Genomic DNA, 25,011 nt, shown 5'->3' on the forward strand with positions numbered 1-25,011 from the left:
AGTGCGTTTCACTTCCTCTCTGCGCGATTGTGCAGCAGTGCTCTTGGTAGCACTGCTGCATTTCATCGTGCTTGGAGGGGTGGCGCACGCGCAGACCATAACCAACGTTGCCCGGGCCGACTGGACCGATCCGACTGGAGCCAAGCTAACGCTCTCCAACCAGATCGATCTGGATGTTGTTCAGGCACCGACGACTATCGTTACTTTTGCGCCGTCACCCGGTTCGGGTTCGGTGCTGACATTCCAATCATCCTTGTGTGGGTCGCAGTCCACGCAGCCCGGTGGTGGTGGAACGTCGACAATCAGCGCTGGCGTGACGCCAACGTCTGAAATTCGCGTGGGTCAGGACCTCCTCTTCCAAGTGGATGTGCCGACCGCCAATATCGATCCCGCTGCGGTTGATAGCCTCAACGCTATCATTGAAACCAGCACTGGCGATCGGGAAGAAATTACGATCTTTGAAACCGGCGCAAATACCGGAATTTTCGTGGGTCAAATCCCAACAATCGGTATTCCGCCTTCAGTAGAGCAGGGCGATTGCCGTCTGAGCCTTGTTGATGGCGCGACAATCCAGATTGGCATTACCCGTGTCGGACAGACCGACATTGTGATCTCCACTTCGGTGAATGTGCTCGCAGATCCGTTCGGCCTTGTGTTCGACAGCGAAACCGGTGAGCCAGTAACTGGCGCACGTGTATCGCTGGTTGATGCGGTGACCGGACAGCCTGCTACCGTATTTGCTGAGGACGGTGTAACACCTTGGCCTAACTCGGTTATTTCGGGTCAGCCGATCACTGATGCGGCAGGCAATGTTTATATTATGGAGCCGGGCGAGTACTGGTTCCCGTTGGCGCCGCTGGGGCAATATCGCCTCGTGATCGAGCCGCCTTCGCCGTACACAGCGCCTTCCACCGCAACACCGGCACAGCTCGCACAACTCGTGCGTCCTGATGGTGGTAGCTTTATCATCGTCGATGGATCCTATGGTGGAGACTTCGCGCTCGTCGATCCAACGCCTGTGCGAATTGATATTCCGCTCGACCGGCCCAGCGTTGCTGTCAGTCTCACAAAAACTGCGTCGCGCAACACCGCGCAGCCCGGTGATGCTGTGTTCTATACCATAACCGCACGAAATCAGGACCAGACCCGCGTCAAACGCGATGTCACTCTGGTCGATACACCGTCTTCTTGGCTGCGCCTGAGGCAGGATTCGATCCGCCTCAATGGACAGGCTGCGCCGGATGCCGTTGATGTAACTGCTGATGGTCGGCAATTGACGATCCGCTTGGGTGACCTTGCTGGCGGAGCGGAAGCACGCGTGACATACGCGATGGTTGTCCGCGCCGACGCACCGCCGGGGCAAGCTGAAAACCGCGTAGTAGCAACCGATTCCAGAGGGAACAGCTCGACTGCTAGCGCTTTCGTGGACATCGAGCGCGATACGATCGCCGGCCGTATGACGATCATTGGACGGATTACCGCCGGAACCTGCGATATTCGCGATCCACGTGTCGGAATTCCCGGCGTTCGCGTGATGATGGAAGACGGCAGCTTCGCACTTACCGATGCTGACGGTCGCTATCACTTCGAGGGCGTAGTCCCCGGTACGCACGTCGTTCAGGCGGCTGAGCAAACCTTGCCAGAAGGCAGCGAATTCATCGATTGCTACCGCTCGACCCGTAGCGCAGGCAGCACAACGTCACGCTTCGTGATTGGCCAGGGTGGTTCGCTGCTCGTGGCAGACTTCCACGCGGTGGTTCCTGAGGGTGTTCTCGAGCCCATCGTCGAGGATGCCAACGCGGGCACACCGGAAGCGGGGATCGTATCTCGCGAGCGCGGTGAAAGTGAAGAGCCTGCCAAGCCTGCCGAGACAGAAGTATCCCAGGCCGACAAGGAAGCTATCGGCGACATCGATTGGCTCGCGCTGGGCGACGGTGAAGACGGCTGGTTGTTCCCGACTGCAGAACACAACCCACGTGCGCCTTCTATTCGTGTCGCGATCCGCCATCGCAAAGGACAGAAGGCTGATCTGTTCGTCAACGGCGAGCCCGCCAGCAATCTTGCTTTTGAAGGTATCAAAACGGCGTCTGACGGGCACTATGCGGTAAGTGTATGGCGCGGTGTCCCGCTGAAGAACGAAAAAACCGTTCTCACTGCAAACATCCTCAATTCATTCGGTGGTGTCTCGAAAGAGCTTGAGCGCGAAGTGTTCTTCGTATCGCAAGCAGATCGCGTCGAGTTCGTGCCCGAGCAATCGAAACTGGTTGCGGATGGCAAAACACGTCCGGTGATCGCTGTTCGCGTGACCGACCGCAATGGTCGCCCGGTCCGTGGCGGTATCTCGGGCAATTTCTCGATCAACGCACCGTATCAGAGCGCTTCGCAAATCGAACAACAGCAATTGCTTCAGCTGACCGGTAGCGGTGCCAGCAGCAGTGTTCGCTGGACGGTTGAAGGTTCTGACGGCATCGCGCTGATCGAGCTCGCACCAACGCTCATCAGTGGCTCCGTCCGTCTCGACTTCAGCTTCACAGACGGGGAAATCAGCCGCGAACAGGAGCTTGAGACATGGCTTGAGCCTGGCGATGTCGAGTGGACTGTCGTTGGCCTCGCAGAAGGTTCAATCGGTGCTCGCACCGTTGCAGACAACATGGAACGCGCTGGCCGCTTCGATAGCGATCTGGGCGACAATGCCCGTGTCGCTCTCTACGCCAAAGGCCGCGTGCTCGGTAAATATCTGCTGACGCTAGCCTATGACAGCGCGAAGCAGAGTGACGACCAACGCCTGCTCGGCGCACTGGATCCAAACGCATACTACACCGTGTTTGCAGACGGTTCGAGCCGCCGGTTCGATGCAGCATCGCGCGAAAAGCTCTATGTTCGGATCGAAACCGCGACTTTCTATGCGCTGTATGGCGATTTCCAGACAGGCTTCGACCAGACACAGCTCGCACGCTACAACCGCACCGCAACTGGTGTTAAGGCGGAAGCACGCATCGGCGCGATCCAAGCACAAGCATTCGCTGCTGAAATCGAAACACGCTTCCGCCGTGATGAAATTCAAGGGCAGGGCATCTCTGGCCCATACCGTCTCAGCAGCCGCGCAATCATCGCCAATAGCGAGCGTATCACGATTGAAACACGCGACCGCTTGCGTTCGGAAGTGATCGTGAACAGCCGTGAACTGGTACGCTTCATCGATTATGATATCGATCTGCTTTCAGGCACGGTCACATTCAGCGAGCCAGTCCTGAGCCGCGATTTCGACCTCAACCCGCAGTTCATTGTGATTGATTACGAAGTCGATGCGCTGAGCGGCGGTGAACTGAACGCCGGTGTGCGTGCAACTTGGACTGACAAGTCGGGCAAAATCCGCATCGGTGCAACGGCGATCACGGACAAGGGCGAGGAAGCCCGTACCAATATTGGTGCACTCGATCTGCGTGCCCGGATCGGTGAGAGCACCGAAGTACGCGCCGAAGTCGCGATGAGCCGCAGCGAAGGCAACAGCGCTGGCGGGTACATCCTAGAAGTTGAGCACCGTGCGGGTCCCGTTGATCTGCTCGCATATGTCCGCTCGCTCGACGCCGATTATGGTGTCGGCCAGCAGAGCGGTGCGGAACGCGGTCGCCGGAAAATCGGTGTCGATGCACGTTACGCATTCAACGAAAAGCTGTCGGTCGTCACGAGCTTCTGGCGCGATGACAGTTTGACGGACGGCAACCGCCGCAATGCAGCGCAGCTTCACGCCAATTACCGGACAAACAACACCGATCTGCAGCTCGGCATCTCGCACCTCAATGATCGTCTTGAAGATGGCACGACCAACAAGTCGACCGTCCTCGAAGGCGGCGTTACTCAGCGTCTGTTCGATAACAAGCTTGAGCTAAGCGCGACCAGCGCGATTGCGCTGGACCAGGCTGAGTCGGTTGATTTGCCTGCGCAGCATCGCTTCGCCGCGCGCTATGCCATTACGCCGGGTATCAAGCTGGTTGGTCTGTATGAAATCGCCAATGGTGAAAATATCGACGCGCGCACTGTTCGCGGCGGTATCGAAGTTTCGCCATGGCAGGGTGGCCGTTTCACAAGCACAGTCGGCCAGCAGCGGATCAATGAGAACGGCAATCGCAGCTTTGCAGCTTTCGGCCTTGCGCAAACGCTGCAAGTTTCATCAACGCTGACACTCGATGCAACTTTAGACGGCAGCCGCACACTCGGCGGAAACGATCCAGTGTCCGATATCGTCAACACTGCGCAGCCTGTCGCGAGCGGCGGCCAGCTTGGTCAGGATGGTAGCCTGTTCGAAGACTTCACAGCTTTCACACTGGGCGCTGCTTACCGCAAGGATCGCTGGAGCGCGACTGTTCGCGGTGAATATCGCGATGGCGAATTCGCTGACCGCAAAGGCGTAACATTCGGCGCGGTTCGCCAGTTGGGTGAGGGCAGCATTGTCGGCTCCGGCTTCACCTGGACCGAAGCAACCGGCCAGAATGGCGCGACTACCGAAATCTTCGACGGCGCGATTGCTTTCGCTCATCGTCCCGATGCATCCGAAATTGCGATGCTCGGTAAACTCGAATTCCGCAGTGACTCCGTCACAGGCGCTGTCGCTGGCGAAACCGGTGCAGCTGGCCGTACCGCACTGACCGTAACCGGCGATGCACAATCACGCCGCGTCATCGGTAGCCTGTCGACCAACTGGTCGCCGCGCGGATATGAAGAGCTCGATGGTATCGAGGGCATCGAATATCAGAGCCGTCGTGACGAATTTGGCGTGTTCGTCGGTGCTCGCTACAATTTCGATAGCTTCGAAGGGTTTGATCTTGCTGGATTTACTGCGCTGGGTGGTGTTGATGCCCGGATCGGTATCGGCGAGCAATTCGAAGTGGGTGCTACTGCAACCGTTCGCGCCAACCTTAGCGACAACACGACCAGCTTCGCCTTCGGTCCGAATATCGGTTTCGTACCTGCTGATGGAATGCTGCTGACCGTTGGTTACAATATCGAAGGTTTCCGCGACGAAGATTTCTCTGCCGCACGCAACACCGACAAAGGCATTTACGCCAGCGTTCGGGTCAAATTCGACGCCGATACATTTGGCTTCTTGGGTCTTGGGCGATGAACGAAAAATCGAACGCGCAAGCGCCAGATGTTAGCGCACGGTTAACCATGTTTGGCTATTCCAAACTCATGCGTTGTATGCCGTCCAAAGATCGGATTTTGACTGTGTTCTCGGTGATGTGGCGACTGATCGTTGCTGCATTTGCAATAGGCTTTGCGCAGGTTGCTAGTGCGCAGACAACAACGACTTACGTGAACGGCACCGACGGTACGATCAATGGCTCGACCACCTGCGCGGCGCCGCTGGTTCGCAACTTTGTGGTAAGCGGAACGAGTTTTACCGTCGCGGATGTCGATCTTGGCTTCTTTGCTACGCATACTTGGCGCGGCGATATTCGGATTACCTTGGAATCGCCTGATGGCACGCGCGTGCAATTGGTCGATGGTGATGCAAACAGTACAAGTGGCGATCATCTCAATGTATTGCTCGACGATGCGCATGGAACCACGGTCAATACAGATTCCGCTACGGGTGATCACGATACAACTGCGCCGCCGCCTTTTGACAATGATTTCAGTCCGAACGCACCCTTGTCAGCGTTTAACGGTGTTGCCAGTGCTGGTACCTGGCGTCTCGAAATCTGCGATATCTTCACCGGTTCTGACGATGGTATTTTCCGTCATGCCGAACTGTATCTGACGTCGGCGCCGCCATACGCAGATCTCTCGCTAACCAAGAATGTGAGCGCAGCTCCCTATGTTAATGGTAATGCAGTCAGTTACACATTGAGAGTTACCAATGCCCCGTCGTCGCCACTTGGTGCAACGGGCGTTCAAGTCAGCGATGTACTTCCAGCGGGTTTTGACTTCGACAATGCGAGCGGTGACGGGCTCTACGATGATGTAACCGGTGTATGGACAGTCGGGAACGTTCCGGTCGGAACCTTCAGGGAAATCGTGATAAATGGCACGGTCGATGCGACGTCTGGCGCAACAGTTACCAATGTTGCTGAAATTATTGCGAGCTCTGTGCCAGACATCGATTCGACTGTGAATAATGGCAATGCAAGTGAGGATGACTACGCCACTGCCAGTTTTACGGTTTCCGGCACACGCGTGGCCGGAACGCCGCCGAATCTCAACGCATTCTGCTCGGCAACCGATCAGATATTATTCGATTGGCAAGGGCGGCCGTGGACCAACGCGACCAACAATGATTTTACCCAGATCGGCATCGGCTCGATCAACTATGATCTGACCACCGACACGGCGTTCGTCGCTGGCTCACCTGCAATCAACTCAACCAACACAGGTGGAGTCGGAGCTGGAGAGCAGGGCCTGTTTGTCAATCTCAACAACAACCTGCAAACGGATGAAGCAACAATTGTGATGACGCTTCCCACAGCAGTGCCAGGCATGCAATTCACGGTGTTTGATATCGACTTCGGCAATAACAGCTTTGCCGACAAGTTGACCGTGACCGGATCGTTTGACGGCACACCTGTTACGCCCACATTGACGAACGGAATTGCCAATTACGTTGTTGGAAACATTGCAATTGGCGATGCCGGCTCCGGCAGCGCCAGCGCCGATGGTAATGTTGTCGTCACATTCCTCGCGCCAGTCGACACCGTAACGATTAAATACGGTAACCATACGACCGCACCGACCAATCCGGGCAACCAGTTTATGACGATTGCCGACGTCAATCATTGCGGTCCTGAGACCAATCTCAGCGTTACAAAAGTTAGTTCTATCGTCGGCGGTGCGAATGCCAAAGCGCTTCCGGATGCGACAGTTCGCTACTGTATTCTGGTCAACAATTCTGGCTCAGCCACAGCGACGTCGGTTGTTGCGACCGACAATATTCCGTCCGATCTCACATACACGCCAGGCACAATTAGAAGTGGAACCAGTTGCGGCACGGCAACAACGATCGAAGACGACAACAACGTCGACAACTCAGGCGATGAAGATGACCCGTTTGGCGCATCAATAACGGGTTCTACTCTTACGATGACCGCAGCCTCTCTCGGTCCGGCGGATAATATGGCGATCACGTTCGAGGCAACGATCAATTGATCTGACCTTGCGCGTGCAGGTCTGAATTCGAATTCTACGCTGCGCTGCACAAAAGCTGTTTGACCGTTACAATCGCGCGTCTAAGGTCTTCTGTGGATGGAGACTTCGCAAAACCTGCCGGAACCGCCAAGCATGGCCGATCTTTTGGAGCAGGAACCGATTGCGCTTTTCCTCGATTTCGACGGTACGCTGGTCGAGATTGCACCCACTCCAGATTCAATCTCGGTACCCAGCGATTTGACGCAGCGCCTTGCTAACCTTTCAGCTCGATTTGATGGTCGCTTTGCGCTTGTTAGCGGGCGTGCGCCTGCCAATCTTGAGAAGCATCTCGGCGGCCTGCCGTTTGCAGTGGCCGGATCGCATGGAGCGTCGCGCTTTCGAGCCGATGGTTCGGCTCTAGGGAGGGCTGCGGATGCTCTACCCAAGGTGGTTGTTTTGGCACTGAGCGAGTTTGCTGAGAGCAACGGTATCTCTTACGAAGCGAAGAGCCATGGCGGCGCGTTGCATTTTCGCGCGAAGCCTGAGCTAGAGAAAGCGGCAGTTGAATTCGCTCACGAGTTGGCTGCCCAGCAGGGTCTCGCACTAAAGACCGGCAAATGCGTCGTCGAGATTGTAGGTAGAGGCGCAGACAAGGCCTCAGCCGTGAAAGCCTTTATGGCTGAACATGATTTCGTCGGAGCGACGCCGATCTTTGTTGGCGATGACCTAACTGACGAGGATGGTTTCACCGCCGCGGCCGAATTTGGCGGCTTCGGCGTTGCCGTTGGCGATCGCCCCTCTCAAAACGCGCAATATAAACTCAATTCTGTGAAGGATGTGCATGAATGGCTGATGCTGTGACCGACCCCAATCTGGAACTCTGGCCGATTGGAAATTGTCAGGTGAGCGGATTGATTGACCAGTCGGCTTCGCTGGTGTGGGGCTGCGTCCCGCGCGTTGATGGCGATCCGGTATTCTGCGCACTGCTCAATGGTGAGAAGCGGGATTCGGGCGTCTGGCGGTTCGAGTTAGAAAACCAGACTTCAGTCACTCAGCATTACGAACGTAACACCGCCATTCTTGTGACACGGCTAGAGTCTGAAGATGGCAGCGCGGTTGAAATTCGCGATTTCTGTCCGCGTTATGAGCGGTCCGGAAGGATGTACCGTCCGGTCGCTTTCGCTCGCATTGTGCGCCCGGTTTCCGGTGTGCCGCGCCTGAAAGTCACGCTCAATCCGATGCGCGATTATGGCGCGACGATTGCTGAAAAAACTAACGGCACCAACCACATCCGCTATCTGGTCGGGCCGCAGGCGATGCGGCTGAGTACCGATGCGCCGGTCGGTTATGTGCTGGAATCGCGTTATTACCGGGTGGAAGCAGACCAGCATTTCTTCCTCGGGCCTGATGAGCCATTCGTTGGCAATGTCCGCTCCGAACTTCGCCGGATGGAGCAATCGACCGCGCGCTATTGGAAGCTTTGGGTGCGCGGCCTTCACATCCCGCTGGAATGGCAGGATGAGGTCATTCGTTGCGCAATCACGCTGAAGCTGTGCCAGCACGAAGAAACCGGCGCGATTGTCGCTGCTTTGACCACGTCGATTCCCGAGGCTGCGCATAGCGAGCGCAATTGGGACTACCGTTTTTGCTGGATCCGCGATTCTTACTACACTGTGCAAGCGCTCAACCGGTTGGGCGCTTTGGACGTGTTAGAGAAGTATCTCGGGTACCTGCGCAACATTGTGGACTCCGCACGGGGCGGGCAAATTCAGCCGCTCTATTCAGTAATGGGTCAGGGCGAGCTCGACGAAACGACCGCTGCGCATTTGGCTGGATATCGCGGGATGGGGCCGGTCCGCAAAGGCAACGCGGCGTACAAGCAAATCCAGCATGATTGTTACGGGCAGATCGTGCTTCCGACTGCTCAGGCATTCTTTGATCACCGGTTGCTCCGCATGGCGGACGACAATGATTTTGAGAGCTTGGAAGAAGTCGGCGAAATGGCGTGGAAGATGCACGACCAGCCTGATGCCGGCCTATGGGAATTCCGCACGCGGCAGGAAGTGCACACCTATTCTGCGGTGATGAGCTGGGCAGCGTGTGACCGCTTGGCCAAAGTCGCGGCGAACATCGACAAAGCTGACCGCCAGCAGATTTGGCAGGAACGCGCCGATGCCATCCGCGCCAAGATCGAGCAGGAAGCCTGGGTCGAGAATAGCGAGGAAGGCGGCCATTATGGCGCATCCTTCGAAAGCGACTATCTCGACGCCAGCTTGCTGCAGATGGTCGAACTGCGCTTTCTGCAGCCTGATAATCCGCGTTTCCAATCCACATTCACCGCTATCGAGAAAACCTTGCGGCGCGGCGAGCATATGCTCCGCTATGCGTCAGAGGATGATTTCGGCCTGCCCGAGACGGCGTTCAACGTCTGCACGTTCTGGCTGATTGAAGCCCTGCATTTGGCGGGCCGCGACGAAGAAGCACGAACATTGTTTACTGCGATGCTCAGCCACACAACCGAATCCGGCCTGCTGTCGGAGGACCTCGACTTCGAAACCGGGGAGCTGTGGGGGAACTTCCCGCAGACTTACTCGCTGGTAGGAGTGATAAACTGTGCCGGGCTGCTGTCCCGGCCATGGAGCGAAATGCGATGAGCAAGCTGGTAGTCATATCCAACCGCGTGGCGGTTCCCAAAGCGCGCGGCGTCGCGGGGGCACAAGGTGGATTGGCTGGCGCGCTCAATTCCGCACTGAAAGAACATCGCGGTATCTGGTTCGGCTGGTCCGGCGAGGAGTGCGAGGAATATACCGGCAGCATCAACATCCAGCGCACCGATGGCGTGACCACCGCGACGATGGATCTGCCCAAGCAGGACGTTGATGAATATTACAACGGTTACGCCAATTCGACGCTGTGGCCGTTGTTTCACTACCGGATAGATCTCACCGAATATGAGCGTGAATTTGGCAAAGGATATGAGCGGGTTAACGAGCGCTTCGCAGAAAGTGCCGCGCCGCTAATCGAGCCGGACGATCTGGTTTGGGTGCATGATTATCACTTGCTACCATTGGGCGAGCGACTTCGTGCGCGTGGCCTCAACAACCGGATTGGCTTCTTCCTGCATATCCCATGGCCGCCGACGCGGCTGTTCGTCTCGCTACCGTTTCATGAGCGGTTGGTAGAGACGATGCTGCACTATGATGTGTTGGGCTTCCAAACCGGCGAATGGCTGGAGAGCTTCCTGCATTACTGCCGAAAAGAGCTGGGCGCGACGGTCGATGAGGTAACCGGCCGTGTCGAATATGGCGGACGCGTGACTTACGCGAAAGCCTACCCCATCGGTATCGATTTCGCCCATTTGACCGAGCAAGGTAAGACCGAAGAAGCGAAGATCGCGGGTGAGAAACTTCTCGCCAGTACGCGCCACCGGACTGCGGCAATCGGCGTCGACCGGCTCGACTATTCCAAGGGCTTGCCTGAGCGGATCGACGGGATTGCGCGGTTCTTTGATCAGAACCCAGAACGGGTGCGCGACCTCATCTATATACAGATCGCGCCGCCAAGTCGTGAGGATGTCGAATCCTACCAGAAAATCCGTAAGGAACTCGAACAGAAGACTGGCGAGATCAACGGCGCCCGGTCCGAAGTGGACATCGTGCCGATCCGCTATGTGAACCGCGGGCATTCATTGGCTGAACTGTGCGGCTTTTACCGGACGGCCAAGATTTGCCTCGTCACGCCGCTGCGTGATGGGATGAACTTGGTCGCGAAGGAATATATCGCGGCACAAGATCCCGAGGATCCGGGAGTGCTCGTACTGTCGCGCTTTGCTGGTGCGGCACAGCAGATGGAAGAGGCGGTGCTGGTCAATCCGCATAGCCCCGATGATCTGAGCCATGCGATCAAGACGGCACTCGATATGCCGCTCAAGGAACGCAAGCGCCGTTATGAAGCGCTTATAAAAACTGTGCGCGATGACAACGTGCAGGACTGGACCAAGAATTTCGCAGACGATCTGGCTTTGCTCGGTAAGGAATGATCTACAGCGTTCGACCGTCCTCTTGAACCGGCTCATCGAACCGTCCTGCATTGCGCTCCATCAGTTCTTGCAATTCCATATGCTTCGGGCGTTCAGCGCGTGATTTCAGTACTTGATTGACGCGCCAGACCAGAAATTTCTCGTCAAACGGTTTGCGGATGTAATCCTGCGCTCCTTGATAGCGCAGCCTGCTGCTCATCCTTTGCACCCGTTGTCGCGGTAAACATAATGACTGGCAGATCGTATAGTTTCGGCGATGTCCGCATCGCTCTTAGCACACTGGCACCCGAAAGCTGGGGCATGTCCTGATCGAGTAACATCAGGTCTGGCCGTCGCCACCGCAGCAGTTCCAGAGCTTTCTTGCCATCGGTCACCCAACCGCAGGCATGGCCAGCATTGATCAATATTTCAGACGCCATTCCGGCGATCATTTCATCATCATCGGCTATCAGAATATGCGCCATGCCTGTCACTCCAAACGGTTCTTGGTCGGGTGATCTGGATAGGCGTGCAGCAGCCAAGGCCTAATGAAATGAAGGGCTGGGACGAATACCTAGTCAAATGGTCACTTTGCTTGTGATTATTGCAAGGGAATGGCAGGCGAGGCGCATGAGCTTTGACAGAGTATTGCCGCTCAGCGGCGTTCACAATTTTCGCGATTATGGCGGGTATGCGGTTGCTGGCGGAGGCAGGGTAAAACGCGGTTTGCTGTTCCGCTCGGGCGAGCATGGCAAAGCGACTGACGACGACTTAGCGGCGATCGATGCGCTTGATCTGCGTCATGTCATCGATCTTCGGGGCAATAGCGAACGGCGCGCCAATCCCTGTAAGCGTGGACCTGCGTTTGAGGCTCAAGTGCTATTCTTTGATGGCGAAACTGCTGGCTTGGCTCCGCATGTTGAGGCGGCAAAAGATGCAATTGATGCCGATGCGGCACATTCGGCAATGGAGCAACTCTATTCGCAGCTTCCGACGCGCGACAAGCTCAATTGGATATTGAAGCGTTACTTTGCTGCGCTAGCCAACGGCGAGGGGGCGAGTGTCGTGCATTGCCTTGCTGGCAAAGACCGCACCGGCATGGCGGTCGATCTGCTGCACCATGTTCTTGGCGTACACCCTGACGATGCGATGGAAGACTATCTGCTGACGAACACCGCTGGTGATCTTGACGCCCGCGTTGCAGCTGGCGCGAAGGCAGTGCGTGCGAAATATGGCAATATTGATGATGCGACCATCAAGGTGCTGATGGGAGTCGACGCCCGTTATCTGACTGCCTCGCGAAACGCGGTTGTCGATCACTTCGGCACTGTCGACGCGTTTCTGGAGCAAGTGCTGGATGTCGACGCAGCACGCCGCGATGCATTGCGCGCGCATCTGATTGAGTAACGATATCCACGCTATCCACGGCGAAGCGTCGACGGTGGTTGGACCGCAGCCTTGTCATGGCTAAGAGCGGGGCCATATTGGTTTCGACAATCTCTAGACGGATAAACACATGGCAACGCATCACACGAAAATGCTCATTATCGGCTCGGGTCCTGCGGGATATTCTGCCGCTATTTATGGCGCGCGTGCGATGTTGGAGCCGATTGTGGTGCAGGGCCTGCAGCCCGGTGGTCAGCTGACCATCACCACTGATGTCGAGAATTATCCCGGCTTCAAGGATGTAATCCAAGGCCCGTGGCTGATGGAGCAAATGCAAGCGCAAGCCGAGCATGTCGGCACACGGATGATGTGGGATACGATTGTCGAGGTTGATCTCGCCAATGGGTCGCCTTTCAGGGCGGTAGGCGATAGCGGTGATGAGTATATTGGCGAGACGTTGGTGATCGCCACTGGCGCACAAGCCAAATGGCTCGGCGTTGACGGTGAGCAGGAACTTGGCGGGAAGGGCGTTTCAGCCTGCGCAACCTGCGACGGTTTCTTCTATCGCGGTAAGAAGGTTGTTGTGATCGGCGGCGGCAATACGGCTGTCGAAGAAGCTCTGTACCTGACCAATCACTCCGATGATGTGACTCTGATCCACCGACGCGATGAACTGCGGTCGGAGAAAATTCTGCAAGAGCGCCTGTTTGCTAGCGACAAGATTACGCCGCTTTGGAACAAGACTGTGTCTGCCTTCGTGGCGGGTGAGAATGGTGCGCTTGGCCACCTCGATCTGGTCGATACCGTTTCTGGTGAACAGTCCACGATCGAAGCGGACGGAGCGTTTGTGGCTATCGGTCATGCTCCGGCGACCGAGTTGTTCAAAGGCAAGCTGCCGATGGATGATGGCGGCTATCTGCAAGTCGAAGCGGGTACACCGAAGACCGAAATCCCCGGTGTGTTTGCGTGCGGCGATGTGATGGATCACACCTATCGCCAGGCGGTCACCGCCGCTGGCACTGGCTGTATGGCTGCCTTGGACGCAGAGCGATTCCTAGCGACCCAACAGCACGCACAAAAAGAAGCGGCCGAGTAACCAGCCGCTTCTTGTGCTTGCCAGTTCCGGTACTTACCGGAGCGGTAATCTGCTACATATGAATGTCGAACACCTTGATCGCAGCGTGGAATATCAGCGCGATCAGGACGAGGCTCGACAACGCGAACAGTACAAACCGCACCATCACCTTGTTGGCAGTTGCTTGTACGAGTGAATGGATGATCCGCAAGCCGACATAGATCCACGCCAATAGCGCGTTCATCCCGTCGCCCTGACCGACCATCGCAAGGACAATTGCGACTGCGTAGAAGACCGTCGGTTGCTCGTGCAAGTGGTTGTAATTGTGCGCTTTCGATTGAACGTTGGAGGGCAGAGTCTTATCCAAAGTGCCCGTTACGGCAGCGTCGTCGGGACTGATCCCCGCTTTCGACATTGCCGGAATGCGCGTGACGTACATCCACGCCCACATCACCATGGTCCACGCCATGAGAATGACGACGGGTTTGAGAATTGCTGCTTCTACAATCACGGGCATAATCAAAGTACTCCTGGATCAGCGAAGAGGGTAACCATGACGGCGCGCACTGCAAGAACCAGTAGTGCGATTGTCGATGTTACAAAGATCAGGAAACGGATCGACACTTTGTTGACCGTTGCCTGCCAGATTGAATGAACGATACGCAGGGCGACATAGACCCACGCCAACGTCACATCGATCGCCCCGGCGCCCATGATCGCGAGGATCGCTATCGTCGCATAGAAGATGGTTGGCTGTTCCATTAAATGCGCGTAGTTGTGGGCTTTCCAATTGATGCTGTCGGGGATTACCCCTTCAAGATCTTGGCCACGGCCACCGGGTTTCGCGTCACCGAGCCCGCTGCCAGCCTTGCTGATCGCGGGCAAGCGGGTGCCGGCCATCCAGAACAGCATTACGATTGACCACAGCACCAGCACGGCTGCGGGGGCGAGAATTTGCGCTTGCATTGAAAGTCCCCTCAAAATTTCGGTGACCCTGCTTTCAGGTCTTTAGATTGTCAATTGCAACTAGCCTGCGTGACTGCGCTTGGCAGTGATTGTGCGGGCAAAACTCTCGGCATCGGTGTTACCGCCGGTAAGCATGATGACCGTGTTTCCATCGAGCTGGACTTTGCCAGCGAGCGCTGCTGCGAGGGCGGCGGCGCCGCCTGGTTCGAGCACCAATTGTAGTTTCGAGAAGGCGAAGCGTTGTGCTTCGCGCACTTCTTCATCTGTAACCGCGATGCCCGGTTCGGAGCGGTCTTGAAGAACCCATAAGTTGATCTCGGCTGTTGCAGGTGGCTGCAATGCGTCGCAGATTGTCTTTGGCGCATCGTCTGCCGCGCGAACAACTTTGCCTGCTTTCAGCGCTTGCCCGACCATGTCCCAACCGACAGGTTCGACGGGAACGATCTCTGCATCAGGACACGCGAGTGACAGCCCGGCTGCCAATCCGCCGCCGCCACAACAGGCGACAATACGAGAAGGCTCGCAGCCCAATTGCTGAGCGATTTCGATACCAGCGCTGCCTTGTCCTTCGATCACCCACGGATCTGCAAAGGCATGGACCAGCACCGCGCCAGTTTCGGCGATGATACCCGCGGCAACTTCGTCTCGGTTTTCGCCTGGTCGGTTATAGAGAACGATTTCCGCGCCCAGTGCCCGCGTGGCGTCGAGTTTCACTTGCGGTGCATCACGCGGCATCACGATGGTTGCCTTGATACCAAGTCGTCGCGCGGCCCAAGCCACGCCTTGCGCATGGTTGCCGCTCGATACCGCGACAACCCCGCGCGCTTTTTCGTCATCCGTGAGATTGCTCAACCGGTGCCAACCGCCGCGGATTTTAAACGCGCCGATGGGTTGCAGGTTCTCGGCCTTTACCCAGCACCGAATGTCACCGATCTCGACTGGCAGCAGCGGCGTTGGCGGTAGAATAGCGGCGATCTCGCGGGCTGCTTCGATCACGCCTTCGCGGCTCGGATTACAGGTCTCGCTCATTCGGCAAGTCCTACACGATGGAACACATGGAACACAGTCCTGTGACTCGAATCATCCGCAGTTTCGAAAGGATGCCGGCTCATGCGCTCAGACTACGTTCGCGGCGTGTTGTAGGAAAATCGCGGATCGTTTGCGGCGGCCATACATTGCCCTAAAGAGCGCGCAAGATTCGAATTCGGAGAAATTACTATGTCGACAGTCCTAGTCATCGGTGCCGGCGGCGTCAGCTCGGTCTGCGTCCACAAGATGGGCATGAACGCCGGGATATTCTCGGACATCCATCTGGCCAGCCGCACCAAGAGCAAAAGCGATGCGATTGCCGCTTCGGTTAAAGAGCGCACCGGCCAGAACGTAGCGACTTACGAGATCGACGCAGAGGAAGTGCCTGCGATGGTCAATCTGATCCGCAAGGTTCAGCCATCGCTCGTCGTCAATCTAGCGCTACCGTATCAGGATTTGCCGATCATGGATGCGTGTCTGGAAACAGGCGTGCATTATCTCGACACCGCGAATTACGAACCGAAGGACGAGGCCAAGTTCGAATATCACTGGCAGTGGGCCTATCACGACCGTTTCAAAGAAGCGGGAATCATGGCGCTGTTGGGATCAGGTTTTGATCCAGGCGTGACCAGCGTGTTCACTATGTGGCTGAAGAAGCACAAGCTGAAGACCATCCGGCAGCTCGATATCCTCGACTGCAATGGTGGCGATCACGGACAGGCTTTTGCGACCAATTTCAACCCAGAGATCAACATTCGCGAGATCACCGCGAATGCGCGCCACTGGGAAAACGGCGAATTCGTTGAAACGCCAGCGCTCAGCACAAAAGTCGAGTTCGACTTTGATCAGGTCGGCCCGAAGAACATGTACATGATGTATCACGAGGAGCTCGAAAGCCTCTCGAAATTCATCCCCGAATTGGAACGCGCGCGCTTCTGGATGACCTTTGGCGATGAGTACATCAAGCATCTGACCGTGCTGCAAAATGTCGGTATGACCGGTATCGAACCGATCAAGTATCAGGGGCAGGATATTATCCCGCTGCAATTCCTCGCTGCTGTCTTGCCGAAGCCCGAAACTTTGGGTGAGACCACAACCGGCAACACCAATATCGGCGTAATCGCGACCGGCGAGGCTCTGGATGGATCAGGCGAGAAGACATTCTACATCAACAATATCTGCAGCCACGAAGCCGCGTTTGAAGAAACCGGCAATCAGGGCGTCAGCTACACAACTGGCGTTCCCGCAATGATCGGCAGCGCTATGATGCTCAGCGGGACGTGGGCTGGAGCCAATGGACAAGGGGGCGTGTTCAACATGGAGCAAATGAACCCCGATCCATTCATGGAGATGCTGAACGAGCACGGCTTGCCTTGGCAAGTAAAAGAGTTAGGATCCCCTGTATCGTTCTAAAGTTGGGGGACCATTATGCAAATCAGAGGCACGTTGCGGCCGCCGATGACTACAAAAAGTGTTGTGACACAAGAAGTTGGCCAAGCCAGAGGGGCGGAAAATTCTAAAGAGAAAGAAAAGCCAGGTTACATTGATAAATTGACCAGGTTGTTTCCGGTGGAGGGTGTTACACTATACCCTTTGGCCGTCGGAATTGCAGACAAAGACAAGTCTATATTGGTCGGCTTGATCATCTTTATCGCTCTTTTCGTTGGTGTTTTGCGATATTTTGCGACGCAGCCCGAGTCCGGTGGCAGCCCTAAGATACCCGCGATTGCCGTTTCTGTGTTTGCATTTCTACTCTATGCCTTCACTTTGGGCGGCTTCGGCTATGTTTTCGGCGACGTTGGCCGTCACATGCTGCTTAGCTCGTTCATCACAATTGTATTTACCGCATCACTTGGGGTGATGTCGTTTGAGGATGAAGAAGAAGCTTCAAGCGAGGATTAAAACTCGCTTTGCAATCGGGGTTAGCCGTTCTCGGCTTTCCCCGAATAGGCGATGACAAGCCGCAACACTGCCCAAGCCACGCCGGCCACAGCTGCTGCGATCAAGATCAAGCCGGTATCGGGCTGGAACAGGCGGATTGTAGCTACTGATGCGCTAAAGAGTCTCGGGACCACCATAAATATGAATAGGGCTGCGGCTATCGTGGTCAGCAGCGGGAACCACAGGCTGAACAGACCGAAAGCGCCCGACTTAGCGCGCAGCTGCGAACGGTGCCGCCATGCCCAAATCATGCTGAGAAAATACATAATCGGGAGAAGTGCCAAGCCAACAAACATGGTCTTCTGCCAAAAACGGCTCGCTTCGCCGGCGTAGTCTAGCCCGATAGCTCTTGCGGTGATGCCATTGCGCAGTTCGATCGTCTCTCCAAACCCTATGCCGCTTCCTGCATTCACCAGTACGACAACGCCCTTGTTCTCTGAGGGTATCATTGTTGCGAGCGCTTCAAAGCCGGGGCTCGCGCCGGAGTGCGAAACGGTGCCGTCCTCCCTGTCTATGAACCAGCCGAAACCATAGGATGGCGACACGTCGCCTGCCGGACGCATCATTGCTGCTTTGCCCTCAGCGCTCAGAACGTCATCTTCGCCGTTCATCATCATTTGCATATAGCGAGCTAGATCGGCGGCGGTTGCGACAATTCCGCCTTGAGGTGCGCTACCAAGATGGCTGGGGTTTTCTCTCATTGGGTGTTTTGATCCGAACCAGGGACGATGCCCTGTTGCCATTTGATCGTAGCTCTCGCCGTCTGAGACAAAGCTGTTCGCCATACCTACCGGCTTCATAATATTGGTTTCGACGTAGGTGACGTAGCCCGTGCCGCTAACCACCTCGATCAAACGGCCGAGAAGTTTGTAGTTTTGATTTGAATATTCCCATTGAGTGCCTGGTTCGTTGGCCGGCGTGAGCTTGGCAATTTGCGTGGCTTGATACGCAAGAACGCCATCGCCCCCTGTTTCCTCCGTGTGAGAGACATTCCCTTGGAAAGTCGAAAATCCACTCGTGTGGCTCAACAATTGGCGAATTTTAATCGCGCCGGCAGGCTGATCGACGAACTCGCTCAGATATTGTGATAGTTTTTCGTCCAGATCGATCTTCTCTGCTTCGACCAGTTGCATCACCGCCAGCGCGGTAAAGCTCTTCGATACCGATCCCGTAATAAATGGCGTGTCGGTAGAAACCTTGTCGCCGCTTCCTGTATTCTTCACGCCATGCGCAGCACTGTTTGTGATGACGCCATCATCGACCACTGCGTAGGCTAAGCCGGGAACGCCTGCTTCGCGCATTTCTTTGGCGATGAAGTCGTCGATGGAGTCCGTGGGGACACTTGCCTGCAATGCCGCCGTAAACCCGAACGCGAGTAGAACCAAAAGCCGCCGCATTGTCACTTCCCTCAATCCAATGCGGGCATGCTTAGCAGGCTTCGAAATATTGCCAAGCGAACCGCGATTGGACCGATGACATTGGACCGGTGACTTGGCGAACGATTGGGCTAAAGGAGGCGTATGACTATGGAAACCAAAGCTGGCGATCCGGGCGCGTTCGCCCAATTTGACCTCAATCGTGTCGATAGCCCTGCATTCGTTGTCGATACCGCAAAGCTCCGCGCAAATCTGCAAGTGCTTGCTGAAATTCGCGATGCGGCGGACATAAAGATGCTGGGTGCATTGAAGGCGTTCTCCATGTGGTCGGTCGCGCCGATTGTGGGCGACTATCTCGACGGCGTATGTACTTCCGGCTTGTGGGAAGCGCGGCTGGCGAGCGAGTTCTATGATGGCGAAATCTCGACTTACTCGGCTGCGTTCAAGCCCGATGAGCTTGAGGAAGTGTGCCGTCTTTCGGACCATGTGATTTTCAACACACCGCACCAGATGGAACGCGCTGCGCTCATACTTGAGCAAGCGAAAGCCATGGGCGGGGGCGTCGAAGTCGGGCTTAGGGTCAATCCGATGCATCCTGAGGGTGAAGTGCCCAAATATGACCCAAGTGCGCCGTTCTCCCGTCTTGGTTTTCCGGTTGACCAGTTGGAAGACGAGCATGTCGAGCCTCTGGACGGACTGCACTTCCATAATCTGTGTGAGCAGGGCTTTGAGCCGCTGCGCAATACGTGGGACGCGCTGAAAGAGCATATCGAGCCCTATTTCGGGCATTTCAAATGGATCAATCTGGGCGGTGGTCATCATATCACTCGTGCCGACTATGACCGTGAAGCTCTGGTCGAGTTTCTGATCGAAGTGAAAGAGGAAACGGGCGCAGAAATTTATCTCGAACCCGGAGAAGCGATTGCGCTGGATGCTGGGATTCTAACCGGTACCATTCTCGACCATCACTGGAACGGGATGCCGCTGGCGATCGCCGATATTTCTGCAACCTGCCATATGCCTGACGTGATCGAAGCGCCTTATCGTCCAGCAATGCTGGGTGAAGAAGAGGATGGGGCGGGCGATCCGGTCCGGCTTGGCGGGCCGTCATGCCTCGCAGGTGATGTGATCGGCGACTACCAACTGCCGGTGCCGTGCGAGCCGGGACAACGGATCGCGTTTTTGGATCAGGCGCATTATTCGATGGTCAAAACCAACACGTTTAACGGGGTGCAATTACCCTCGATCTGGCTGTGGGATAGCGAGGCGGATCAGCTCGAGCAGATCAAGAGCTTTGGCTATCAGGACTTCCGCGGCCGGCTTAGCTGACGGCTTTCGGGCTAGCGCTTCTCTTCGTTGAAGCTGACTGCCAGATCGGCGAGCATTTTGAACTGGCCGACCGTTTCTTCGATCTTCGTGCGATCATCAGCGGCGTTGATCGAACCGCTTTCAAACAGATTGCCGCTTTCAACCGCGATCACAACTTGGCCTGCGATAAACAGGCTGCGGATGTCATCGCCGTGAAACGCGTCTTCGATAGCGATCAACCGTTCGACATAGGTCGGATCGATCAGATAACGGGCCTCAACCTGATCATCCGAATAGACTACAAAGCGGTCCTCAAAGCCGGGATGGACCATGTCGACATGGCCTAGCTCGTGACCCTTGAATTTGACGTTGTCTTTGCGGCCACCGAAGAATTTTTTGTGCTTACCGGCGCGTTGGAGCAGCGTGGTGCCGTAGAACGGCTTCCCATATCCCATCGCCATGATGGCGCCGCGAAACACGGTGACCCATCGGCGGTTTTTGCCGGACCCGCGTTGCACTTCCAGATGGGCTTCGAACAGGCTGAAGTCGTGACCTGCAACCGATCCGCTCCAGCGGTCCTCGAAGCCTGCTCTGCCGTAATGCGGCACCAGACCATACTGCTTGCAATGTCCAAATTCCTGACCGGGCTCGAAATCGTGCTCATATGTCAGACCCAGCGATTGCGCGATTGCGTCATTGATACCGATCTTGGCTTCTTTTTTTGCGGCCGCCGTTGGCATGTAGCCCCAGAAAGCACCTCCCATTGCTGCGCCGAAAGCAAGAAACAGCTTCAGCTGCGTTCCGATCGGCACCAGCAGGAACAGAAAAGGCAAAACAACAACCGCCGCCAGCGCGACTTTGAAGTAGCGGCCCTTGGTCTTTGCCTTGGCTTCTTCGCGCACAGCTTCGTGCTGTTTCAGCCAGTCACCTAAGGGGCCGGCAAGCAAGCGATTGACGTCTGGAGCTTCAATCATGCAATTGGACCTTAATTAACTACCTTAGTGTATGTATACAGGACTGACGCTATCAAGGGATTAAGTCGTGACATCATTCATCATTTCTGCAGTCGTGCTGGTCGTTCTCGCGGTTTTCGTGGTCGGTATTTACAACCGCTTGGTAGGCTTGCGGCAGAACGTGAATCAAGGCGTGGCCGACATCGATGCACAATTGCGCCAGCGGCACGATTTGATCCCAAACCTTGTGAACACCGTCAAAGGCTATGCCGGACACGAGAAAGAAACGCTGGATTCGGTGATTTCCGCTCGTAATCAGGCAGCTAGCGGTCCCGTGTCCTCGAATGATGAAGCGCAGCTGCGCGTTGCGCTCGATAAGCTTCTCGCACTGGGTGAGGCCTATCCGGACCTCAAAGCGAGTGCGAATTTTCAGGAATTGCAGCGCGAATTGTCAAACGTGGAAGACAAGCTCGCCGCATCACGCCGTGCGCTGAACGCTGCTGTATCGCGCTTCAACACTGCGCGGGAGAGTTTCCCGGCCATTCTGTTTGCCGGCATGCTCGGCTTTCAGGAAGCAGATTTCCATCGTCTCGATGAGAGCGAAAAGGGCGTTGTGGATCAGGTGCCCAACGTAGCTTTTTGAGCGCGGGAAAACCTAGCGTGGCATGCGTTTTTTCTTGCGCACTGAGCCACAGAAATTATAGGGCCGCGTCAATGCTCCAAGGGAATTAGACCGTAAGGCAGTTCTGACCTTAACTTCCAACAGGGAGGCCCTTGATTTGCATATATATCCTGATGCCTCTGCTGTGGTCCGCGATTTGCTGCCGGACGAGCCGGTTATTCTCAATCGCCCTCAAGCCGCCGCGCGCGCGGCCCGTTTCTTTGTCGAGAAGTTTCCGGGCAAGTCGCTCTATGCGGTAAAGGCAAACCCGTCGCCAGCACTGCTCAAAATCCTGTTCGATAACGGCATCACGCATTTTGACGTTGCATCGATTGCAGAGGTTCGGTTGACACGCGAAGCTGTGCCAGAGGCGGAGCTGTGCTTCATGCATCCGGTCAAAACCGCGCGTGCGATCCGTGAGGCCTACCATCAGCACGGCGTAAAGACGTTCAGCCTCGATACGATGGAGGAACTGGAGAAGATCGTATCTGCGTGCAGCGACGAAGCGGGCAATCCTGCGCAGGATCTGCGCCTGCTGGTGCGTCTGCGTGTGTCGAGCGAATATGCGGAACTCTCGCTCGCGTCCAAATTCGGCATTGATCTGGCGGATGCTGGGGAGCTTTTGCAAGTCACCCGCCAGCATTGCGACTGGCTGGGCATTTGCTTCCATGTCGGCAGTCAGGCGATGAGCCCTCATGCCTATGTGCAAGGTCTTGAACGCGTGCGTGCCGCCATCGCCGATGCGAGCGTGGTGATTGATATGGTCGATGTCGGTGGAGGATTCCCCAGCATTTATCCCGATATGGAACCGCCACCGCTGGAAGACTATTTCAGCGTCATCCATCGCCATTTCTACGAATTGCCCATCGCCTACAATGCAGAGCTGTGGTGCGAGCCGGGCAGGGCGCTCTGCGCCGAATATTCATCACTGATCGTGCGCGTGGAAAAACGCCGCGGAGACGAGCTGTTCATCAATGACGGAGCCTATGGCGCGCTGTATGATGCCGCGCATGTCGATTGGCGCTTTCCCGTGGCGGCTCTGGAAGACGATCTGCGAGACCCGCTGGAAGAATTCGCCTTCTTCGGCCCGACCTGCGACGATGCCGACTACATGAAGGGCCCGTTCTGGCTGCCCGGCGATATCAAAGCCGACGACTACATTGAGATCGGCATGCTCGGCGCCTACGGCGCAGCCATGAAAACCGGCTTCAACGGCTTCGGCGATGCGGAGCAAGTTGATGTGGCAGACGAACCGATGGCGAGCCTGTTCAGAGGCGACCGCGCTGACCCGAGAGCCAGCGATAATGTGGTGAGTTTGCGCTAAGGCCAGTGACGGATATTTCATCTACGCTGAAAACTGACTAGACGATATCTTTTGTAAGTATCTTTAGTGTTAGGAGCCAAAGTTGAAAAACCCTCGCGCTCGATTTCCTGTAGAAAATCTTGTCTTGTTTGCCCCGATTCCGTTCTTGGCGTTTCATGCGTTTATCTTTTCTTGTTGGTATCTGAGGGACTACGCTCTTGATCTCGCCTTTATATTTGGCAGCATCATAATGCTGGTTTTTGGTCGAAGAATGGAGAATTATCTTCCCATTGACTATCGAGATGATGATCCGAACAAAACGTTTGCGGCGGCTTGGAAGCTACCACACCTTCTTGAGTTGGTATTTTGGTACGCGTTAACTGGGTTGGCGTATTATTTCTTATGGGCCGAATTTGGCTTTCCTCAGTCACTGGAGACAGATGCAGCCGGCGCAGGATCTTGGAAGCCAATTGCGCTTGGATACGGACTCTTCTTTCTTGGTGCATTCATTTTTGGCGGAGCGAAATTGTCCATCCAAAAAGCGGTTGGGCTGATCAGAGCTGATTTTGGGAAAGTTCTTTCTGTTCTACCGAGGATTGCATCGGTCTCAGCAATCTACATTTTTGTAGATGTGTTCTTTGCGGCGATTTATCGCCTAGCCTATATTGCAGATAGTCAGGCTTTCAGCAGGCCGATCGAGGGGTTTGTCGACGCTCTGTATTTCAGTACCATCACCATCACCACACTGGGGTACGGCGACATACATCCAGTGAGTTCATATCTAAAGGTGTTAGTTTCCATTGAAACTCTTTTGGGTGTTGGATTGTTGGCTGCGGTACTGTCGACCGCCATTTCGGTCGCTTTGAGTAGTGGAAAAATTGAGATCGGTGACAAGGAATCCGCCGAATAGAGCGTTTTCGTGTGACAACTGCCAGTACTCCTTAGACTCTAGCTATTTCATCTTGACGGCGTCGCACGGCGCCATTCCCATTTTTGCTATCTTGGCCTTCCAAAATACGGCCTACACCCTGCGATCGTAACCCGTTCCATCACACGCCTCGCGGGGAAGTAATCGCTCGTCGCGTTGTGCTGGCATACGCGGTTATCCCAGAAGGCAACCGAGCCTTTTTCCCAGCGGAAGCGGCATTGGATTTCGGGATTGGCAGCAGTCGCGTAGAGGTGGTCGAGAAGCCAGCGGCTCTCCTCTTTGCTCATGCCTTCTATATGGCTGGTGAAGGCGGTGTTCACATAGATTACTGACTGACCCGTTTCCGGGTGCGTGCGGATCACCGGATGCGTCATCGGTGGGTATTGGTCGTGCAGTTCCTCGGGTCGTTTGTTCAGCCGCTTGGCAAAGACCCTTGCGACATCGTGTACGGCGGTCAGGCCTTCGCATAATCGCTTCATTTCCGGACTGAGATTCTCATAGGCAAGGTGCATGTTTGCAAACAGCGTGTCGCCACCGACTTCGGGCACTTCGATGGCACGCAGAATCGAGCCGAGCGATGGTTTCTCCCGCCACGTCACATCGGAATGCCAGAAATTTTCCTGTCCCTTCTTTTTCGCGCCATAAGCGATACGCAAAATCTCGGGATTGTCCTGATTCTTGGGCGTTGCCGGATGCACTTCCAATTCGCCAAAATGGCGAGCGAAGGTGATGTGCTGTTCCGCTGACATGTCCTGATCGCGGAAGAAGATCACACCATATTTCAGCAGAGCAGCGCGGATTGCCGGAATGGACTCCGCAATGTCGTCCGCTGCCAGATTGATGTCGAATATCTCTGCGCCAATTGCAGGCGTAATCGGCTTTGCAGCCAGGTCCAGCGTCATCTCCGCTGGAGCGACCATTGTTTGATCTTGGGACATATTCTTC

At 55.7% G+C, this 25,011-nt stretch carries 21 protein-coding genes; 13 read left to right on the forward strand and 8 right to left on the reverse strand.

Annotated elements, in window-relative coordinates:
- The first annotated feature begins 1 nt into the window (after position 1).
- The 5 genes from J9777_RS03440 (at position 2) to J9777_RS03460 (ending at position 11,161) form a co-directional block, all read left to right on the forward strand.
- Positions 2-5,122: a hypothetical protein gene (locus J9777_RS03440; protein WP_348631925.1), complete on the forward strand. Its 5,121-nt coding sequence runs from the start codon at positions 2-4 to the stop codon at positions 5,120-5,122.
- Complete coding sequence (locus J9777_RS03445) at positions 5,119-7,143, forward strand: proprotein convertase P-domain-containing protein (RefSeq protein ID WP_245228494.1); 2,025 nt, start codon at positions 5,119-5,121, stop codon at positions 7,141-7,143. Before J9777_RS03440 ends, J9777_RS03445 begins: the two co-directional genes overlap by 4 nt.
- Positions 7,144-7,275: 132 nt before the next feature.
- Positions 7,276-7,983 (forward strand): trehalose-phosphatase, encoded by a 708-nt coding sequence (otsB, locus tag J9777_RS03450; RefSeq protein ID WP_209347375.1) that lies wholly within the window; start codon positions 7,276-7,278, stop codon positions 7,981-7,983.
- Positions 7,968-9,776 carry a glycoside hydrolase family 15 protein gene (locus tag J9777_RS03455; RefSeq protein ID WP_209347376.1) on the forward strand — a complete coding sequence of 603 codons (1,809 nt, stop codon included), beginning with the start codon at positions 7,968-7,970 and terminating at the stop codon, positions 9,774-9,776. Before otsB ends, J9777_RS03455 begins: the two co-directional genes overlap by 16 nt.
- A complete protein-coding gene (locus J9777_RS03460) occupies positions 9,773-11,161 on the forward strand; it encodes a trehalose-6-phosphate synthase (RefSeq protein ID WP_209347377.1) in 1,389 nt (462 codons plus the stop codon). The genes J9777_RS03455 and J9777_RS03460 overlap by 4 nt, the downstream gene beginning before the upstream one ends.
- 1 nt (position 11,162) lies before the next feature.
- Here J9777_RS03460 and J9777_RS14635 read toward each other — a convergent pair whose 3' ends face one another.
- A complete protein-coding gene (locus tag J9777_RS14635) occupies positions 11,163-11,360 on the reverse strand; it encodes a hypothetical protein (protein WP_245228495.1) in 198 nt (65 codons plus the stop codon).
- A complete protein-coding gene (locus tag J9777_RS03465; RefSeq protein ID WP_245228496.1) occupies positions 11,305-11,625 on the reverse strand; it encodes a response regulator in 321 nt (106 codons plus the stop codon). Before J9777_RS03465 ends, J9777_RS14635 begins: the two co-directional genes overlap by 56 nt.
- A gap of 145 nt (positions 11,626-11,770) precedes the next feature.
- Here J9777_RS03465 and J9777_RS03470 point away from each other — a divergent pair, with 145 nt between their 5' ends.
- Both J9777_RS03470 and trxB read left to right on the forward strand, forming a co-directional pair.
- Positions 11,771-12,547 carry a tyrosine-protein phosphatase gene (locus tag J9777_RS03470; RefSeq protein WP_209347378.1) on the forward strand — a complete coding sequence of 259 codons (777 nt, stop codon included), beginning with the start codon at positions 11,771-11,773 and terminating at the stop codon, positions 12,545-12,547.
- Positions 12,548-12,656: 109 nt separating this feature from the next.
- On the forward strand, positions 12,657-13,622 hold the full coding sequence (gene trxB, locus J9777_RS03475) for a thioredoxin-disulfide reductase (RefSeq protein ID WP_209347379.1): 966 nt from the start codon (positions 12,657-12,659) through the stop codon (positions 13,620-13,622).
- A gap of 52 nt (positions 13,623-13,674) precedes the next feature.
- Here trxB and J9777_RS03480 read toward each other — a convergent pair whose 3' ends face one another.
- The 3 genes from J9777_RS03480 to J9777_RS03490 are packed head-to-tail and all read right to left on the reverse strand — an operon-like array spanning position 13,675 to position 15,596.
- Entirely contained in the window at positions 13,675-14,118 is a 444-nt protein-coding gene (locus J9777_RS03480; RefSeq protein WP_245228497.1) for an MAPEG family protein, read from the reverse strand.
- Between the two features lie 2 nt (positions 14,119-14,120).
- Positions 14,121-14,567, reverse strand: coding sequence for an MAPEG family protein (locus J9777_RS03485; protein WP_209347380.1), 447 nt, complete (start codon positions 14,565-14,567; stop codon positions 14,121-14,123).
- A gap of 60 nt (positions 14,568-14,627) precedes the next feature.
- Complete coding sequence (locus J9777_RS03490; protein ID WP_209347381.1) at positions 14,628-15,596, reverse strand: pyridoxal-phosphate dependent enzyme; 969 nt, start codon at positions 15,594-15,596, stop codon at positions 14,628-14,630.
- A gap of 189 nt (positions 15,597-15,785) precedes the next feature.
- Between J9777_RS03490 and J9777_RS03495 the strand changes: the two genes are divergently transcribed.
- Positions 15,786-17,009 (forward strand): saccharopine dehydrogenase family protein, encoded by a 1,224-nt coding sequence (locus J9777_RS03495; protein WP_209347382.1) that lies wholly within the window; start codon positions 15,786-15,788, stop codon positions 17,007-17,009.
- Between the two features lie 15 nt (positions 17,010-17,024).
- Positions 17,025-17,498 (forward strand): hypothetical protein, encoded by a 474-nt coding sequence (locus J9777_RS03500; RefSeq protein WP_209347383.1) that lies wholly within the window; start codon positions 17,025-17,027, stop codon positions 17,496-17,498.
- A gap of 20 nt (positions 17,499-17,518) precedes the next feature.
- Here the strand turns inward: J9777_RS03500 and J9777_RS03505 are convergent, their stop codons facing one another.
- The gene (locus J9777_RS03505) at positions 17,519-18,934 is read right to left on the reverse strand and encodes a serine hydrolase domain-containing protein (RefSeq protein ID WP_209347384.1); all 1,416 of its coding nucleotides are present in this window, start codon (positions 18,932-18,934) and stop codon (positions 17,519-17,521) included.
- Positions 18,935-19,063: 129 nt separating this feature from the next.
- Here J9777_RS03505 and J9777_RS03510 point away from each other — a divergent pair, with 129 nt between their 5' ends.
- Positions 19,064-20,242, forward strand: a complete 1,179-nt coding sequence (locus tag J9777_RS03510) for a carboxynorspermidine decarboxylase (RefSeq protein WP_209347385.1) — start codon at positions 19,064-19,066, stop codon at positions 20,240-20,242.
- Positions 20,243-20,253: 11 nt separating this feature from the next.
- Here J9777_RS03510 and J9777_RS03515 read toward each other — a convergent pair whose 3' ends face one another.
- On the reverse strand, positions 20,254-21,195 hold the full coding sequence (locus J9777_RS03515) for a DUF3137 domain-containing protein (RefSeq protein ID WP_209347386.1): 942 nt from the start codon (positions 21,193-21,195) through the stop codon (positions 20,254-20,256).
- A gap of 67 nt (positions 21,196-21,262) precedes the next feature.
- Here J9777_RS03515 and J9777_RS03520 point away from each other — a divergent pair, with 67 nt between their 5' ends.
- From J9777_RS03520 to J9777_RS03530, 3 genes are all read left to right on the forward strand, one after another.
- Positions 21,263-21,817 (forward strand): LemA family protein, encoded by a 555-nt coding sequence (locus J9777_RS03520; RefSeq protein ID WP_348631927.1) that lies wholly within the window; start codon positions 21,263-21,265, stop codon positions 21,815-21,817.
- 136 nt (positions 21,818-21,953) lie between these two features.
- Entirely contained in the window at positions 21,954-23,159 is a 1,206-nt protein-coding gene (locus tag J9777_RS03525) for a type III PLP-dependent enzyme (protein WP_209347387.1), read from the forward strand.
- 82 nt (positions 23,160-23,241) lie between these two features.
- Positions 23,242-24,048 carry a potassium channel family protein gene (locus J9777_RS03530; RefSeq protein ID WP_209347388.1) on the forward strand — a complete coding sequence of 269 codons (807 nt, stop codon included), beginning with the start codon at positions 23,242-23,244 and terminating at the stop codon, positions 24,046-24,048.
- A gap of 86 nt (positions 24,049-24,134) precedes the next feature.
- Here the strand turns inward: J9777_RS03530 and J9777_RS03535 are convergent, their stop codons facing one another.
- Positions 24,135-25,004 (reverse strand): TauD/TfdA family dioxygenase, encoded by an 870-nt coding sequence (locus J9777_RS03535; protein WP_245228498.1) that lies wholly within the window; start codon positions 25,002-25,004, stop codon positions 24,135-24,137.
- Positions 25,005-25,011: the final 7 nt, after the last annotated feature.

The sequence above is a fragment of the Pontixanthobacter sp. CEM42 genome (assembly GCF_017812015.1).
GTDB lineage: Bacteria > Pseudomonadota > Alphaproteobacteria > Sphingomonadales > Sphingomonadaceae > Pontixanthobacter.

Coding starts and splice junctions, on each gene's coding strand:
- J9777_RS03445 (WP_245228494.1), top strand. CDS start 5,119: ATGAACGAAAAATCGAACGCGCAAGCGCCAGATGTTAGCGCACGGTTA.
- otsB (WP_209347375.1), top strand. CDS start 7,276: ATGGCCGATCTTTTGGAGCAGGAACCGATTGCGCTTTTCCTCGATTTC.
- J9777_RS03455 (WP_209347376.1), top strand. CDS start 7,968: ATGGCTGATGCTGTGACCGACCCCAATCTGGAACTCTGGCCGATTGGA.
- J9777_RS03460 (WP_209347377.1), top strand. CDS start 9,773: ATGAGCAAGCTGGTAGTCATATCCAACCGCGTGGCGGTTCCCAAAGCG.
- J9777_RS14635 (WP_245228495.1), bottom strand. CDS start 11,360: ATGAGCAGCAGGCTGCGCTATCAAGGAGCGCAGGATTACATCCGCAAA.
- J9777_RS03465 (WP_245228496.1), bottom strand. CDS start 11,625: ATGGCGCATATTCTGATAGCCGATGATGATGAAATGATCGCCGGAATG.
- J9777_RS03470 (WP_209347378.1), top strand. CDS start 11,771: ATGAGCTTTGACAGAGTATTGCCGCTCAGCGGCGTTCACAATTTTCGC.
- trxB (WP_209347379.1), top strand. CDS start 12,657: ATGGCAACGCATCACACGAAAATGCTCATTATCGGCTCGGGTCCTGCG.
- J9777_RS03480 (WP_245228497.1), bottom strand. CDS start 14,118: ATGCCCGTGATTGTAGAAGCAGCAATTCTCAAACCCGTCGTCATTCTC.
- J9777_RS03485 (WP_209347380.1), bottom strand. CDS start 14,567: ATGCAAGCGCAAATTCTCGCCCCCGCAGCCGTGCTGGTGCTGTGGTCA.
- J9777_RS03490 (WP_209347381.1), bottom strand. CDS start 15,596: ATGAGCGAGACCTGTAATCCGAGCCGCGAAGGCGTGATCGAAGCAGCC.
- J9777_RS03495 (WP_209347382.1), top strand. CDS start 15,786: ATGTCGACAGTCCTAGTCATCGGTGCCGGCGGCGTCAGCTCGGTCTGC.
- J9777_RS03500 (WP_209347383.1), top strand. CDS start 17,025: ATGCAAATCAGAGGCACGTTGCGGCCGCCGATGACTACAAAAAGTGTT.
- J9777_RS03505 (WP_209347384.1), bottom strand. CDS start 18,934: ATGCGGCGGCTTTTGGTTCTACTCGCGTTCGGGTTTACGGCGGCATTG.
- J9777_RS03510 (WP_209347385.1), top strand. CDS start 19,064: ATGGAAACCAAAGCTGGCGATCCGGGCGCGTTCGCCCAATTTGACCTC.
- J9777_RS03515 (WP_209347386.1), bottom strand. CDS start 21,195: ATGATTGAAGCTCCAGACGTCAATCGCTTGCTTGCCGGCCCCTTAGGT.
- J9777_RS03535 (WP_245228498.1), bottom strand. CDS start 25,004: ATGTCCCAAGATCAAACAATGGTCGCTCCAGCGGAGATGACGCTGGAC.